Below are 14879 nucleotides of genomic sequence, written 5' to 3'. Positions count from 1 at the left end.
GTTTTAAACTATCAAACTTAATAACATTAACTTGATAGTTTAAAACATAATTAGGTATGCTCAACACCAGATAAATCCTAAAAGAATAGAGGTAGGCATGTCGTTAGCTGTTTTTCCACAACCTAAATATTGGCAACCTCAGGCAGGGGTATTTGCGCTACCTAGCCAATGGCCTGAGCAAGCGCTCAACTGCAGCAGTTTATTCCCGAGTTGGGTAGAGGAAACATTAAATGTCGCCCTATCGCCACAACAGTTTGAAATTTCTATTTCACCTACCCAAGTAAAAGTGCGTTATGGCTGTACTCAAGGGCGGCTCTATGCGCTCTATGTCTTAAAGCAGCTTTGCCAACATGATAGCGACTTACCTTGCGGTCAGATTATTGATGCGCCAGACTACCCTGAGCGCGGTATTTTGTTAGATATTAGCCGCGATAAAATCCCGTCGTTAACGCATTTATTTTCACTGATTGATCTCTGGTCTGAATTACGCATCAATCAGCTGCAACTGTATACCGAACACACTTTCGCTTGGTCGCAACATCAAACCGTGTGGGCAGACAAATCCCCCATGACAGCGGATGAAATCCAGCAAGTAGACCAGTACTGTCAAAGCAAAGGCATAGAGTTAATCATTAATGTCGCCACCTTTGGTCATATGGAGCGCTGGCTCGCCCACCCTGAATATAAACATTTAGCCGAGCAAACCACTGGCTTTTATGATCAACGCGGTGATTTTCGTCCTTTTTCTTTTGGCCTTAATCCCGTTAGTGATGAGTCGGTTAACTTTGTTAGCGGCCTAATTGATGAACTGGTGCCGAACTTTACCAGTCAAACCATCAATATTAACTTTGATGAAACCATGGACTTAGGCGTCAGTGCCAGTAAAGCCGCCTGTGAGGCGACCAGTAAAGGGCAAGTGTACGTTGACTATCTTAATAAGATCCTCAAGTTGACCAGAGCCAAAGGGCTACACACGCAAATCTTCAGTGACATGCTGTTTCAATATCCCGATATTTTGGCGCAATTACCGAGCAACTTGACCTTACTTAACTGGGGCTATGAGGCTGATCATCCTTATGATGAGGAGCATCAACAGCTCGCTAAAACCGGATTACCTTTCCACGTTGTGGTTTCAACTTGTTGCTTTGCCTCTGTTTCCGGCCGCTGGCAAAATGCCAAAACTCATATGCTACGCGCGGCAAAATCTGGCTTACGATTTGGCGCAACGGGTTATCAAATATCAGAATGGGGCGATATGGGCCATGCCCAGCAAGATATTTTCCCCTATGCTGGCTACATATACGGCGCGGGTTTGGCTTGGAATATAGAGCAAAATGAGCAAGCCGATATAACATTCTGGCTCAATCATTTTGTTTGCCAAGGTGACGAACAAGCCGCATTCTGGGCGCTGCGCTTGCAAGATATCTATTTAGATTTGGGCATTGATACACCTAATGCGTGCTTTCTTGGCCCGCTATTGTTTGATCAAAAATTTCGCCGTCACCTGCGCCGCTCAGAAAATTTAACCGATGCAGGTTTCGACCGAGCTCAAGATCAGATAACGCCTTGCTTAGAGGAGCTATCTCAGGGCGCGACCACGGCTATTCGTGAGCAGCTTATTTTCACCGCTAAATTACTGCATCATGGCGTATTGCTCGGTAAGCAAATGTTGCAGCAAAACACCCGTGCCATTGAAGAATTTGATTCGGCCAGTAAACAGTTATTAGCAGCGGACTTAGCGCCGTTATTACCCCAATATAAAGCCTTATGGCTGGCAACCAATCGCGCAGGCGGTTTAGCAGATAGCGTTGGCCGATTGGAATACTTGCACGGCCTTTATACCCAATCAACTTGAAGATGCATGTTTCAGAGCGCCACCGTGTTTCCAATACTAGGCGCGCTAATGCAGGAATGTAGGCACCTTTTAAATTAGCGTAACAACGTAGTGGATACACGGTGGCGCTCCCAAGGGGCAAGTTTTACAGGCGTTTATGCCGCGTGATTGATTTTGATAAGGGGAAAGCCATTACCTGCAATCAATGCCTTGCCTAAACGCCTGTAAACTCTTGCTGAAATCAAGCATCTCCAGGTTAATTGGGTATATACCGCTGGTAATTAGTCGAGTCGGTTTACTGAATTGCGACCATGCTGAAATGGTGTGTTTGCTAGCAAAATGTCTTTTTCAGGGACGAAAAAGCCAAGCCTACACGGATGTACTTGCGGCGATTTTGCGAAAAAACACACTGTTTCCATGGGCTGAAGGTATGGAGTTAATAGCCGTAGAAAATCGTTTACTACGGCTATTGATTGTTCTTAGTGGATATAAATTAACCACCAAGGTATGCTTTGCGCACTTCCTCGTTGGTGAGTAGGTTGGCGCCAGTATCTTCTAGTACAATGCGACCGTTTTCAATTACATAGCCGCGATCAGACAAACGCAATGCTTGGTTAGCATTTTGCTCAACCAAAAATACCGTAATGCCTTTATCGCGCAATTTTTCAATAATATCGAAAATTTGCTGAATAATAATGGGGGCTAAGCCCAACGAGGGCTCGTCTAAAAACAACAGCCTAGGCTTACTCATTAACGCCCGCCCCATCGCCAGCATTTGTTGCTCACCGCCCGACATAGTGCCAGCACGTTGATGCTTACGCTCTAACAAACGTGGAAACAGCTCGTATACCTCTTGCTCCAAACGCGCAAATTCCGCTTTATCATCAAGAAAAAAGCCGCCCATATGCAGATTTTCTTCTACTGTTAAGCGAGCAAAAATACGCCGCCCTTCCGGCACAATAGCAATATCTTTGCGCATGATTTGCGACGTCGATTGCTGATGAATAGGCTCGCCTTCAAATAGGATCTCACCATTGCTGGCTTTCGGATCGCCGCAGATCGTCATCAATAGCGTGGTTTTACCTGCTCCATTAGCACCGATTAAACTAACAATTTCACCCGCTCCTACACTGATATTCACATCATGCAGGGCTTGGATCTGACCATAATGGGCCGATACATTTTTAAGCTCTAACATTAAAACTCCCCTAGATAAGCTTTGATCACATCAGGGTTGGATTGAATTTCTTTCGGCGTCCCATTGGCAAGTGGACAACCTTGGTTCACCACATAAATACGGTCAGAAATTCCCATCACTAACTTCATGTCATGCTCAATTAATAATATCGAGATCTTATGTTGATCGCGCAATTCTACAATCAGCTCATCTAACTCGTCTGTTTCAGCTGGGTTTAACCCAGCTGCTGGCTCATCTAACATCAGAAGGCTAGGCTGCGTCATCATGCAGCGGGCAATTTCTAAGCGGCGCTGCTGACCATAAGCGAGGTTACCTGCTTGGCGATTAGCAAATTCGGCTAAACCAATGCGATCCAACCAATTAGCGGCGCGCTCAATCCCCTCTGCTTCCGCTTTTTTAAAGCTTTTGGTTTTAAACAAACCCGCTAAAAAACTTGTGTTTAAATGACGATGCTGCGCTACCAATAGGTTTTCTACCACGGTCATTTCTTTAAACAAGCGCACATGCTGGAAAGTGCGCACCATGCCTTTGCGAGAAATAACATGGCCCGGCAATTGCTGCACCGGCTCACCGCGATAAATTACCTGTCCTGCCGTGGGCTGGTAAAACCCGGTTAAACAGTTAAATACCGTGGTTTTACCGGCGCCATTGGGGCCAATAACCGAAATAATTTCTTGGTCATTAACCTCTAAAGCAACGTTATTAACCGCCAATAAGCCGCCAAAGCGCATGGTTAGGCCTGAAACCTCTAATAATTTATTATCCATTGCGCATCTCCATTTTTGGACGAGTCATGGGTAATAAACCTTGTGGACGCCAAATCATCATAAACACCATCATTAAACCAAACATCAGCATGCGGTATTCATTAAATTCTCGCGCCATTTCCGGCAAGATAGTCATGATGATCGCCGCTAAAATCACCCCGACTTGCGAGCCCATGCCACCTAACACCACAATGGCTAAAATGATGGCCGATTCAATAAAGGTGAAAGATTCCGGGCTAATGAAACCTTGTCGAGCAGCAAAAAAACTTCCCGCAAAGCCAGCGAAAGCCGCACCAATAGTAAAGGCTGATAGCTTAATAATGGTTGGGTTTAAGCCCAGTGAACGACAGGCTATTTCATCTTCGCGTAAGGCTTCCCAAGCACGACCAATGGGCATGCGTAATAAACGGTTAATCACAAACACCGTTAATACCACCAGCAACACCGCTGCCAGATAAACAAAGATCACTTTATAATTTGAGCTGTAGTCTAGGCCAAAAAAATCATGAAACAAGGTTGCCTCATCACTGGATGCTCGGCGGTTAAACTCCAAGCCAAACAAGGTTGGTTTATCTATCTGGCTAATGCCATTCGGGCCGCCGGTGACTTCGGTCATATTATTCAACATGATGCGAATAATCTCACCAAAGCCCAAGGTGACAATAGCAAGATAATCCCCCCTGAGCCGCAGCACCGGGAAACCGAGCAAGAAACCAAATAAGGCCGCTAAGCATCCGGCAATAGGCAATGCCGTCCAAAAGCCAACGCCAAAATAAGTATTTAATATACCGTAGGTATAAGCGCCAACGGCATAAAAGCCGACGTAACCTAAATCAAGTAAGCCCGCCAAGCCCACCACAACGTTTAAACCTAAACCCAGCATCACGTAAATCAGCGTTAAGGTGGCTAAATCAACCGCACCGCGCGACGCAACAAAAGGCCAAATCAACAAGCCTGCCAATGCCGCGATGGTTAAAAAGCGATAAAGCGTTGGCTTCTCTTCAGGCGCAGGTAATTTAAACCCTGAGTCCTGCCCTTTACTTTTAATACCGCTAAATACACGGCTAATTGGCGCTTTAAACAGCTGGGTAAAGAACACCAGCACAACGCCAACAATCACCCAAGTAGTATGCGCCGCATCGTTTAAAATAATACGTAGGCCATCAGGTTGGTTATCAAGTTGTAACCCTAACAGCCAACTGGTTAAAATCAGCATTACCACCGAAGCGATAAGCGCATCAATAAAACTGGATTTGCTCATACTTTTTCAACCTCCGGCTTACCTAGAATGCCGGTTGGCATAAACAACAATACAAAACACAGCAGACCAAAAGACACCACATCTTTGTATTCAGAGCTAAAGTAGCCCGCCGTAATCGCTTCGGTGATCCCTAGAATGAGGCCACCTAAAACAGCTCCAGGGATGCTGCCGATACCACCCAATACCGCAGCAGTAAACGCTTTTAGCCCCGCCATAAAGCCAAGATAAGGATTAATGACACCGTAATACATACTTAGTAATACACCCGCCACCGCAGCAAGCGCAGCGCCGATAACAAACGTAATGGAAATGACTTTATTGGTATTGATACCCAATAGATTGGCCATACCTATGTCTTCAGCACACGCGCGACAAGCACGGCCCATTTTTGATTTCGAGATAAAAGCCGTCAGCACCGTCATTGAAATGAAGGTCACGACAAAGATTACCACCTGCATATAAGATAAGGTGACATTAAAGGCATCGGCTGGACCGATAGTCCAGCCACCGGTGATTAAACTCGGCATAGCAATGTCACGTGAACCTTGCGCTAAACGCACAAAGTTTTGTAAAAATATTGACATACCAATAGCAGAGATAAGCGGGATCAAACGGTTTCCGCCGCGTAAGGGCCGATAAGCAACCCGTTCAATGCTCCAACCATAAGCACTGGTGATCATGATACTCAACGCAAAAGCAGCGATCAGCAATAAAGCTAAGCTATCGATACCTAACATAGCTAGGCCTGCAAGCACAAAAAAAGCAGCGTAGCTGCCTATCATATACACTTCGCCGTGGGCAAAGTTAATCATACCGATAATGCCATACACCATCGTATAGCCAATAGCGATCAGTGCATAAGTACTGCCAATGGTGACACCATTAAGAATCTGTTGAAGAAAGTAATAAAACTGCTCAGACATAATGTCCTCAACTTAACAAACTAAGCCAGAATTAACTGGCTTAGTGATAAAGCCGAGCGGGGCTCGGCTGGGAGTTTAACTTATTGCTTTTGCGTTGATGTGCCATCTTTATGCCAAGAGAACACACCAAATTCAAAACCTTTTAAGTCACCCTTACTATCCCACTGCAAATCGCCCATAACGGTGCTGGCAGTGTTGTTACGTAGGTATTCAGCTAACTCAAATGGGTCTTCTTTACCTGCCTTCATGCCTTGCGCCATCGCTTGAATGGCAGCATAACCAGTCCACACAAACGGGCCTGTTGCATCCTCGCCTTTGGCAACGATATGATCAACGACAGCTTTGTTAGCCGGATCAAGGTCGTACTTTTTCGGTAGCGTAACTAACAAACCTTCAGATGCTTCACCCGCAATAGATGAGATATCTTTATTACCGACCCCCTCAGGGCCCATGAACATGGCGTCTAAGCCTTTTTCTTTCGATTGACGCAGTAGCAAACCTAGCTCAGGGTGATAGCCACCGTAGTAAACAAAATCAACGTCCAGTTTTTTCAGTTTCGCGATGATGGCTGAGAAGTCTTTGTCGCCGGCAGTAATACCTTCAAAGGCCACGACCGGGATATTCGCCGCTTCAAGTCCTATTTTTACCGACGAAGCGATCCCTTCACCGTATTGCTGTTTATCATGGATCACCGCTACTTTTTTCGGTTTCACTTGTTCAGCAATGTATTTTGCGGCTGTTGGCCCTTGGTCACTGTCTAAGCCGATAGTGCGGAAAACCAGTTCATAACCTCGACCAGTGATTTCAGGACTGGTTGAAGCGGCGGTAATGATCAAAATGCCTTCATCTTCATAAATATCCGATGCTGGCTGTGTCGCACTAGAACAAAGGTGTCCTAAGACATACTTGGCGCCATCATTGACAATTTTGTTGGCTACCGCTACCGCTTGCTTTGGATCACAAGCATCATCATAAATTACCGCTTCTAATTGCTTACCGTTAATGCCACCCGCTTGGTTAATCATTTCAATCGCGGCGTTACCACCGGTAAACTGCATATCACCGTATTGCGCCACAGGGCCGGTTACTGGGCCAGCCATGGCAATTTTAATTGTGTCAGCAGCATTGGCTAGGGCTGAAGAACCCAGTAATGCTAATGAAACGGCGACGCCTGCTGCGGTTTTAGTCCACTTATTCATTCAACCCTTCTCCATCAATTCTTAATTCATTATTATTTGGTAACAAACTGGTTACGCCTCTTGAGTGTAACCAATTCGCTTCAACCTAACCTTTTTAACACCTTGAATATTAGATGAACAAATCCAACTGCGTAAAATTTGTTGCGGATCAGATCTTTAAAATCGATATTTTGCGTCAATAAAACACTCAATTTTAGTCAGTTAATCTAGCCAAAGCAGCATAAGTCGCTTTACATTTCATTAACAAAGCACTTGAGCCAAATAAATAACCAGAGATAAATTTTTAATCAGCGTCAAAACCTACTGCCATAATTAGTGTACAAAGTTAAATACAGCCCTGTATGCAGATGATATATTTGCAGAACTTGGGATTTTTAATCAATAAAACTATCAATGGGGCTGGTATGTGGCAGAAATTTGTTTCACTAATACTCGGTATGCTATGTCTTACTGCGTGCTCGCCTAGTCCAATCAAACTCGCTTTATCTTTACCTGATTTAAATAACCCCTATTTTCAAACTATGGCTAACAGTGCCAAAGAATATTGCCAATCGCGAGGTTACCAACTGGTATTAATCTACAATGACGGCAACAGTAATAGTGAGTTTGAACAAGCCGTTGCGGCACAGCAGCAAGGTGCCCAAGTACTAATTATTGTCCCCAGCAAAGCCAGTGGCTCGGTAAAAACAATCCAATATGCCAATCAAGCCAATTGGCCGGTGATCAGCTTAGATCGCAATGTTAATGGCGGTAAAGTGACTCAGCATATTAGTTCTGATAACTATATGGGTGGCAAAATGGCGGCGGAGTTTTTACTTGCTATGACCAAACAGCAAGGCAGCCTATTAGAGCTAACTGGTCCCAGCGATATATCCGTCACCCAAGATCGTAGCCAAGGCTTTGCCGATGTACTACAAGCTTACCAGCTCCCCACTAGTATCAAAGCCAACGCTGGTTTTAGCCAATTACAAGCACAAATACTCACCTCTGAAATGTTAGCGCAACATCGCCATATCAGTGGCATATTTGCTCATAACGATGAAATGGCACTAGGCGCCGCGGCTGCGCTACCAACACCTAGAAGCATTGCCATTATCGGCTTTGATGGCACTCAGGTAGGCCTCAGTAGTATCGAGCAAAACATCTATGATGCGACCTTAGTGCAACAACCCGAGGTGATGATAACCACAGCCATTAACAGCGCGGTTAATATTATTAATGGTGCGAGGCCAGTGGCTTATCTCAAAATTCCCTTACGCCTACAGACAAACTTACATCACTAACGAAAACAGCCGTTCGTGCCAGACATAAAACACAGTTCGGATTTGCCCTTAACAGTGATAGAATTTACCTTTAAACACATCTTTCGTTTCATATAGATAGGTAGGTACTGATGATTATTGTCACAGGCGGCGCTGGCTTTATCGGCAGTAACATAATTAAAGCACTGAATTTAGCTGGATATCATGACATCTTAGCAGTGGACGATCTCACCGATGGCACTAAGTTTGTGAATTTAGTTGATTTAGAAATCGCTGATTATATGGACAAAGATGAATTTATCTCTTTAATTGTCTCCGGCGAACAGTTAGGGCCTATTGAAGCCATATTTCATCAAGGTGCATGTTCATCCACGACTGAGTGGGATGGCAAAATGATGATGGACAATAATTACGCTTATTCGAAAGACTTACTGCATTATTGTTTAGATCGAAAAATACCTTTTTTATATGCTTCATCAGCTGCCACCTATGGCAATGGCGAAACCTTTATCGAAGAGCGTCAATACGAAGCGCCATTGAATGTATACGGTTATTCAAAATTTCAATTTGATCAATATGTCCGCCAAATTTTGCCAGAGGCCAACTCGCAGATAGTTGGTTTTCGTTACTTCAATGTTTACGGCCCACGCGAGCAACACAAAGGCAGCATGGCCAGCGTGGCATTCCACTTAAATAACCAAGTCAAAGCCGGTGAAAACCCAAAACTGTTTAAAGGCACCCAAGGTTATGCTGACGGAGGTCAAACTCGTGACTTCCTTTATGTTGGCGATGTCGCAGCGGCTAACCTCTGGTTTATGAATAACCCACAACACTCTGGCATCTTCAACTTAGGGACAGGAAAAGCCGAACCCTTTAAAGCAGTAGCGGAAGCCGTGATAAGACATCATGGTAAAGGCGAAATTGAATATATTGATTTTCCAGACCATCTTGTTGGCCGTTATCAGAACTTCACCCAAGCAGACCTCACTAAGCTTCGCGCGACTGGCTTTGATTTAACATTTAAAACCGTTGCCGAAGGCGTAGCCGAATACCTCTCGATAATTAATAAATAAATAAGATGCAGACCGAATTCGATCCAAAAGCGTACAACCCGCAGTTTCATATCGGCTTTTTAAAGCCAAAGTACTGGGGAACTTGGGCTTATGTTTTACTGATTAGTTTAATTAGCTTTTTACCTCACTTCGCGCGCAAGGCTATCGTCACGCCCATCGCCAAGCTGGCGATGAAGCTAAACAGCAAAGCCAATAAACGTGCGCGCGTAAACTTAAAGATGTGCTTTCCTGATAAAAGCCACACTGAGCGTGAAGCGATTTTACTAAAGAGCTTTATCACGGGAGGGTGCTATTTATTGGGCTATCCGGCGATTAGTTTACGCAGTAAAAAATGGTTAGAGCAAAGCACAGTCATTAAAGGCCTAGACAATTTAACGCGCCATACTGATAAAAAAGAAAATGTGATTCTACTGGTCCCCCATACTTGGGCGCTCGATGTACCAGGCATGTTGCTGGCATCACGTGGCACCCCCGCGACCACGATTGCTAAAAAGCAAAAAAATGAAGTTTCTGACTGGCTAATTCACCGTCAGCGCATTCAATATGGAGGTCGAATTTATGAGCGCAGCGCTGGTATAAAACCTTTTTTACAATCCATCAAAAAAGGTTACCTAGGCCTATATCTCCCCGATGAAGATCTCGGAGCAGAAAACAGTGTATTTGTGGACTTTTTTGCCACGCAAAAAGCCACCATTAAAGGCTTAGGCAAGCTATCTAAGCTAACTAAAGCGAAAATCATCCCGGTATTTGCAATGTACAATTTAAATGCGGGTCAGTATGAGCTTGATATTTTACCCGCCTTAACCCCCTTTCCTAACGACAGTGAAGAGCAAGATGCTCGCATGATGAACGCTTGCATTGAAAACTATGTTAATGAACATCCCGAGCAATATATGTGGATTTTGCGTCTGTTAAAAACTCGGCCAAATGATGGCGAAAATCCATATAATCAATAAGATGAAATTAATGAAGTCAAAAACTCACTTGCTAGTCACCATATTAACCTGTCTGTTTCCCATCATTTGCTTAAGCTTTGGTAAAGGCTATAACTATGCAGCGGCCCCATTGTTCCTGTGTGCTATATTGTTGCTAAAAGAAACAATAATCACCTTGAGCACCCCTCAAGTCAGACTCATCAGCTTGGTGTTTAGTAGTTATTTTTTGGTGTTTGTGCTGGCCATGCTTATACACGGTGAATCGGCGAGTTATATTGACCAAACGAGCCGCATTATCATGGCTCTGCCCGTGTTATTACTGCTAATTTGTTACCCACCAAAGCTAAAATGGCTAATTATCAGCTTTATGATTGGCTCAATTATTGCCGGGGTTATCGCACTATATCAAACTCAAATACAATTGATGCCAAGGGCATTTGAACGCTGGGGTCCCGAGGGGGTTACTTGGTGGCACAAAGGCTACATGCCGATACAGAGCGGTAATATGGCGATGACATTCGGCATTATTTCCCTTTGCTTCACTTTGTACTTTTATAAAACCAAGCAGACAGCATGGCTATTATTGGGCGTACTTGGAACCCTTTTAGGCATGTTGGCTAGTTTTTTATCTGGCTCCCGTGGCGGTTGGATTTTACTGCCTGTGGCCGTCATTTATTTAGTTTTGGCCAACACTAAGTTCTCACTTAAAACCTTGGTAAGCGCCGGTGTTTTACTCATTTTATTGATTGGCAGCGCAGCATCTAATGACGCTGTCCGGGAACATTTAAGGCTAAATGAGGCGATAAATAATATTTCGCAATACACCAATGGCGATAAAAATACTTCAATTGGCATTCGATTTGAGCTGTGGAAAAGTGCAGCTATTACTATTAAACAATATCCAATATTGGGGCTGAGTAAAGCGCAACGGATAGAAGAGCGTAAACAACAAATCGAAGCCGGAACATTACAACTTAATCCTGAGGCCATAGTCTTTCACGCGCACAATGAATACCTTGAAGCACTATCGCTGCGCGGACTGTTCGGCCTTATAGTTCTCATTGCCATGTTAGTGGCCCCCATTTTAATCTTTATGAAAAATAAAGGCACATCTAACCCCGAGCTCACTGCCGTCAATCAAGCGGGTATTGCTGCAAGTATTATGTTTATAGGTTATGGTTTGACTCAAGTTTTTCTTGGCCATAACTCGGGTATGGTTTTTTACTCCTTTATCACAGCCACTTTACTGGGCCTCAGCATTCAGTTAAAACAAAATAACTCTCAATTAACAGGACAACCATGAAAATCCTCGTCGCTAGCTCATATTTACACGCTTGGAATAGTGTTCGCCCTGAAGCTGAAATGTTTATTGAAATGGTCAAACAAGGCCATACCGTTACGGTATTGACGCAAGGCAGTGCGGACTATAACCAGCGCTTTAACGATTGTGGCGTTAAAACACTGGATTGCTATCCCAATAAAAAAATATGTATTAAAACCATTAAAGCGATGCGTAAAGAGCTACTAGCGGGTGATTACGATATTTTTTATGCCTTTAATTCTAAGACTATTCCCAACGCGATTTTGGCCAGTATCGGACTTATGGTAAAGGTTGTAACCTATCGCGGTACAACGGGAGGGCTATATCGCCATGATCCTAGCGCCTACCTTACTCATTTAAATCCGAGAGTTGATGGTATTGTTTGTGTGTCTGACGCAGTGCGCCAAGATGTGCGCCAACGTGTTTGGGGAATAAAAGATAATGTGGTCACCATATATAAAGGCCACCAATTAGCATGGTATCAGGTTGAACCAACCCCGCGCAGTGAGTTTGGTTTGACCGATCAACACGTTATTGCGGTGTGCGCAGCTCATGTACGACCGAGCAAAGGTATTTCGGTGCTGATCCAAGCCTGCCAACAAGTGAACAATCCCGATTTTCATTTGCTATTAGTTGGCAGCGGCTTTGAGCCACATTTAGATGAAATTGCAGCCAGCCCAATGGCCGAGCGGATCCACTTAGTGGGTCATCGTCAGGATGTCCCTTCCATTATGGCCATGGCCGATTTTCAAGTACAGCCTTCCATTAGTGGTGAGGGCCTACCGCGCACCATTATTGAAGCGATGGCAAATGGCACCACGTCTGTGGTAACTACCACAGGCGGCTCACCAGAGTTAGTGGATGATGCTAAAACCGGTTATGTCGTCCCTACCAAAAACGCCATAGCTTTTGGTCAAGCGATGAATAAGCTAGCCAATGACAGAGCCCAAATTGCCGCATTCAGCCAAGCCGCAAAAACAAAATTAGATAATGAATTCAATGCCAAACAAACAGTGCAGCGCCATATCGATTTTTTCCAGCGTTTGTTAGGCTAACTATTTCCAAAGGCCTCATCGGATAAAACCTTGGCCGCTGTCTTGGTATTAAAGGATAAATAATGAAAAAACTCGTTGTAGATTTAGATGGCACCATCACCTTAGGTGACACCAATGACTACCCCAATGTTTCACCTAACTTAGACGTGATCAAACAATTACGCAGCTATAAAGAACAAGGATTTAGCATTTGTATTCACACTGCACGTAATATGCGCACCCATCAAGGCAATGTTGGCTTAATCAATATTCATACCTTGCCTATCATCACCGCGTGGTTAGACAAACATGAGGTGCCTTATGATGAAGTGGTCGTAGGCAAGCCTTGGTGTGGTCATGAAGGCTTTTACATTGACGACCGTTCGGTACGTCCGTCTGAATTCGCGTCTATGAGCTTTGCTGAAATCGAAGCACTATTAGCCAAGGAAAAAGCATGTTCCTAATTATGTCGGCGGCTTATATCAGCCAAGAGCTTGAATCTGAGTTTGGTACTATTCCGCCTGCATTTTTACCGCTAGGTAATAAGCGCCTGTTTCAGCATCAAGTTAACAGCGCGCCAACGGGTAAGCGGGTTTTTCTCACCGTACCAGAAAGCTATGCCATTAGTGACTTTGACCGCAACTGGTTACGCCAACGCAACGTCACAATTTTAGCTATCCCCGATGATATTTCTTTGGGCGCCTCTTTAATATCAGCCCTTAACTTGGTCGGCCACAACTTAGATGAACCGTTATCGATTCTGTTTGGTGACACCCTGATCCCAGAGCTGCCATCAGGTGAAGATATTGTTGCCATCAGTGAAGTGGAAAATAGTTACAACTGGGCAGTGGTCACCCACGATGAAACTGAATTACTCAAAACCAACCAAATTCGTAGCGAACTAGATAGCGCCAATGTAGTCAGTGGCTACTTTAAGTGCAGTCAGCCAAAAGTGTTAATTAAAGCCCTTATTCAAGCTCATTGGGACTTCAACGGCGGTATGAATTTATACCATGCTCACGTAGGCCTGACGACGGTTCGTATCGACAACTGGCTTGACTTTGGCCATGTCAATACCTACTACCGCTCTAAAGCAAAATACACCACGCAGCGCGCCTTTAATGAGCTTACCATCACGCCGCGTTGGATTGAAAAGTCGAGCCACAAAAGTATAAAAATCCAAGCTGAAGCCCATTGGTTTGAACAACTGCCGCCAATGATGCGCACTTTTACTCCACAGTTTTTAGGCGCGACTCATGATAAAAATGCTGAAAGCTGTGCCTATCGTCTCGAGTATTTACACTACACTGCGCTCAATGAGCTTTACGTGTTTTCAGCCCTACCAGACATGGTTTGGCGACGCATCATTAACGGCTGCTTACATTTTATCGATGAATGCTTGTTTCATTCCGCGCCGTCACAGCAACCCGTATCGGATTTAGCCACCCTATTTGCCGAAAAAACTCAGTCGCGATTAGCGCAGTACTGTAAAACACAGCAGTTAGACCCAGAAAAAAAATGGCACTATAACCAAAGTCTCACTTTATCACTGACTGAACTGGATCGGTTAAGTCAAGATTGCTTACCAAAGATACAACACGCTAGTACGGTGATGCATGGCGATTTCTGCTTCAGTAATATTTTGTACGACTTTCGCACTAACAGCATAAAAACCATTGATCCGCGTGGTTTAAACCAGCAGCAAGAACTGACTATTTTTGGTGATGTACGCTACGACTTGGCCAAATTAAGCCATTCAATTATTGGTTTATATGATTGGATTATCGCGGGATATTTCAACTTAACGATCACTGAAAACATCATCGATTTTGCGCTGTTACAGCCCAAAGAGCTGAAAGCCACACAACAATTTTTCATGACGCAAGTTGAGCAAAAATATGGCCTTACTCGCAGTGAAATCTACGCCATGCAGATCCAGCTGTTTTTATCTATGCTGCCTTTACATGCAGATGATAAAAACCGCCAAAATGCCTTATTAGCCAATGCCTTCCGGCTATATCAGCTGTTAGCCGAAGAACTGTCATGATTTACCTGATAAAACCAAACCAATA

13 protein-coding genes are annotated in these 14879 nt (G+C 44.3%); 8 read left to right on the top strand and 5 right to left on the bottom strand.

Annotation, left to right across the window (positions count from 1 at the left end; genetic code table 11):
• The first annotated feature begins 97 nt into the window (after window positions 1-97).
• Window positions 98-1855 carry a family 20 glycosylhydrolase gene (locus K6Y31_RS04255; RefSeq protein ID WP_233051604.1) on the top strand — a complete coding sequence of 586 codons (1758 nt, stop codon included), beginning with the start codon at window positions 98-100 and terminating at the stop codon, window positions 1853-1855.
• Window positions 1856-2327: 472 nt separating this feature from the next.
• Here the strand turns inward: K6Y31_RS04255 and K6Y31_RS04250 are convergent, their stop codons facing one another.
• From K6Y31_RS04250 to K6Y31_RS04230, 5 genes are all read right to left on the bottom strand, one after another.
• Complete coding sequence (locus K6Y31_RS04250; protein ID WP_233051603.1) at window positions 2328-3032, bottom strand: ABC transporter ATP-binding protein; 705 nt, start codon at window positions 3030-3032, stop codon at window positions 2328-2330.
• Complete coding sequence (gene livG, locus K6Y31_RS04245; RefSeq protein ID WP_233051602.1) at window positions 3032-3799, bottom strand: high-affinity branched-chain amino acid ABC transporter ATP-binding protein LivG; 768 nt, start codon at window positions 3797-3799, stop codon at window positions 3032-3034. The genes K6Y31_RS04250 and livG overlap by 1 nt, the downstream gene beginning before the upstream one ends.
• Window positions 3792-5060 (bottom strand): high-affinity branched-chain amino acid ABC transporter permease LivM, encoded by a 1269-nt coding sequence (locus K6Y31_RS04240; protein WP_233051601.1) that lies wholly within the window; start codon window positions 5058-5060, stop codon window positions 3792-3794. Before K6Y31_RS04240 ends, livG begins: the two co-directional genes overlap by 8 nt.
• Window positions 5057-5983: a high-affinity branched-chain amino acid ABC transporter permease LivH gene (livH, locus tag K6Y31_RS04235; RefSeq protein ID WP_233051600.1), complete on the bottom strand. Its 927-nt coding sequence runs from the start codon at window positions 5981-5983 to the stop codon at window positions 5057-5059. Before livH ends, K6Y31_RS04240 begins: the two co-directional genes overlap by 4 nt.
• A gap of 80 nt (window positions 5984-6063) precedes the next feature.
• On the bottom strand, window positions 6064-7182 hold the full coding sequence (locus K6Y31_RS04230) for a branched-chain amino acid ABC transporter substrate-binding protein (protein ID WP_233051599.1): 1119 nt from the start codon (window positions 7180-7182) through the stop codon (window positions 6064-6066).
• A 404-nt stretch (window positions 7183-7586) separates the two neighbouring features.
• On the opposite strand from K6Y31_RS04230, the gene K6Y31_RS04225 reads away from it, so the two are divergent.
• The 7 genes from K6Y31_RS04225 to K6Y31_RS04195 all read left to right on the top strand — a co-directional run bounded on the left by K6Y31_RS04225 (window position 7587) and on the right by K6Y31_RS04195 (window position 14854).
• On the top strand, window positions 7587-8465 hold the full coding sequence (locus K6Y31_RS04225) for a substrate-binding domain-containing protein (RefSeq protein WP_233051598.1): 879 nt from the start codon (window positions 7587-7589) through the stop codon (window positions 8463-8465).
• A gap of 110 nt (window positions 8466-8575) precedes the next feature.
• On the top strand, window positions 8576-9517 hold the full coding sequence (gene rfaD, locus K6Y31_RS04220) for an ADP-glyceromanno-heptose 6-epimerase (RefSeq protein ID WP_233051597.1): 942 nt from the start codon (window positions 8576-8578) through the stop codon (window positions 9515-9517).
• A gap of 5 nt (window positions 9518-9522) precedes the next feature.
• The gene (gene lpxM / locus K6Y31_RS04215) at window positions 9523-10473 is read left to right on the top strand and encodes a lauroyl-Kdo(2)-lipid IV(A) myristoyltransferase (RefSeq protein WP_233051596.1); all 951 of its coding nucleotides are present in this window, start codon (window positions 9523-9525) and stop codon (window positions 10471-10473) included.
• Between the two features lie 10 nt (window positions 10474-10483).
• Window positions 10484-11755 (top strand): O-antigen ligase family protein, encoded by a 1272-nt coding sequence (locus tag K6Y31_RS04210; protein WP_233051595.1) that lies wholly within the window; start codon window positions 10484-10486, stop codon window positions 11753-11755.
• Window positions 11752-12828 (top strand): glycosyltransferase family 4 protein, encoded by a 1077-nt coding sequence (locus K6Y31_RS04205; RefSeq protein ID WP_233051594.1) that lies wholly within the window; start codon window positions 11752-11754, stop codon window positions 12826-12828. Before K6Y31_RS04210 ends, K6Y31_RS04205 begins: the two co-directional genes overlap by 4 nt.
• Window positions 12829-12890: 62 nt before the next feature.
• Window positions 12891-13271: an HAD family hydrolase gene (locus tag K6Y31_RS04200; RefSeq protein ID WP_233051593.1), complete on the top strand. Its 381-nt coding sequence runs from the start codon at window positions 12891-12893 to the stop codon at window positions 13269-13271.
• The gene (locus K6Y31_RS04195) at window positions 13262-14854 is read left to right on the top strand and encodes a capsular biosynthesis protein (RefSeq protein ID WP_233051592.1); all 1593 of its coding nucleotides are present in this window, start codon (window positions 13262-13264) and stop codon (window positions 14852-14854) included. Before K6Y31_RS04200 ends, K6Y31_RS04195 begins: the two co-directional genes overlap by 10 nt.
• The last annotated feature ends 25 nt before the right edge of the window (window positions 14855-14879 follow it).

Source organism: Motilimonas cestriensis, from assembly GCF_021295315.1.
GTDB lineage: Bacteria > Pseudomonadota > Gammaproteobacteria > Enterobacterales > CBDFNC01 > Motilimonas > Motilimonas cestriensis.
The sequence above is the reverse complement of the archived record's forward strand: the minus strand, read 5'-3'. Positions and strand labels throughout refer to the sequence as shown.

What these genes read in the sequence shown, in the direction of transcription:
- livH (WP_233051600.1), bottom strand. Translation starts at nt 5,983, where the DNA reads ATGTCTGAGCAGTTTTATTACTTTCTTCAACAGATTCTTAATGGTGTC.
- K6Y31_RS04250 (WP_233051603.1), bottom strand. Translation starts at nt 3,032, where the DNA reads ATGTTAGAGCTTAAAAATGTATCGGCCCATTATGGTCAGATCCAAGCC.
- K6Y31_RS04200 (WP_233051593.1), top strand. Translation starts at nt 12,891, where the DNA reads ATGAAAAAACTCGTTGTAGATTTAGATGGCACCATCACCTTAGGTGAC.
- K6Y31_RS04205 (WP_233051594.1), top strand. Translation starts at nt 11,752, where the DNA reads ATGAAAATCCTCGTCGCTAGCTCATATTTACACGCTTGGAATAGTGTT.
- K6Y31_RS04255 (WP_233051604.1), top strand. Translation starts at nt 98, where the DNA reads ATGTCGTTAGCTGTTTTTCCACAACCTAAATATTGGCAACCTCAGGCA.
- K6Y31_RS04210 (WP_233051595.1), top strand. Translation starts at nt 10,484, where the DNA reads ATGAAGTCAAAAACTCACTTGCTAGTCACCATATTAACCTGTCTGTTT.
- K6Y31_RS04195 (WP_233051592.1), top strand. Translation starts at nt 13,262, where the DNA reads ATGTTCCTAATTATGTCGGCGGCTTATATCAGCCAAGAGCTTGAATCT.
- livG (WP_233051602.1), bottom strand. Translation starts at nt 3,799, where the DNA reads ATGGATAATAAATTATTAGAGGTTTCAGGCCTAACCATGCGCTTTGGC.
- rfaD (WP_233051597.1), top strand. Translation starts at nt 8,576, where the DNA reads ATGATTATTGTCACAGGCGGCGCTGGCTTTATCGGCAGTAACATAATT.
- K6Y31_RS04230 (WP_233051599.1), bottom strand. Translation starts at nt 7,182, where the DNA reads ATGAATAAGTGGACTAAAACCGCAGCAGGCGTCGCCGTTTCATTAGCA.
- K6Y31_RS04240 (WP_233051601.1), bottom strand. Translation starts at nt 5,060, where the DNA reads ATGAGCAAATCCAGTTTTATTGATGCGCTTATCGCTTCGGTGGTAATG.
- K6Y31_RS04225 (WP_233051598.1), top strand. Translation starts at nt 7,587, where the DNA reads ATGTGGCAGAAATTTGTTTCACTAATACTCGGTATGCTATGTCTTACT.
- lpxM (WP_233051596.1), top strand. Translation starts at nt 9,523, where the DNA reads ATGCAGACCGAATTCGATCCAAAAGCGTACAACCCGCAGTTTCATATC.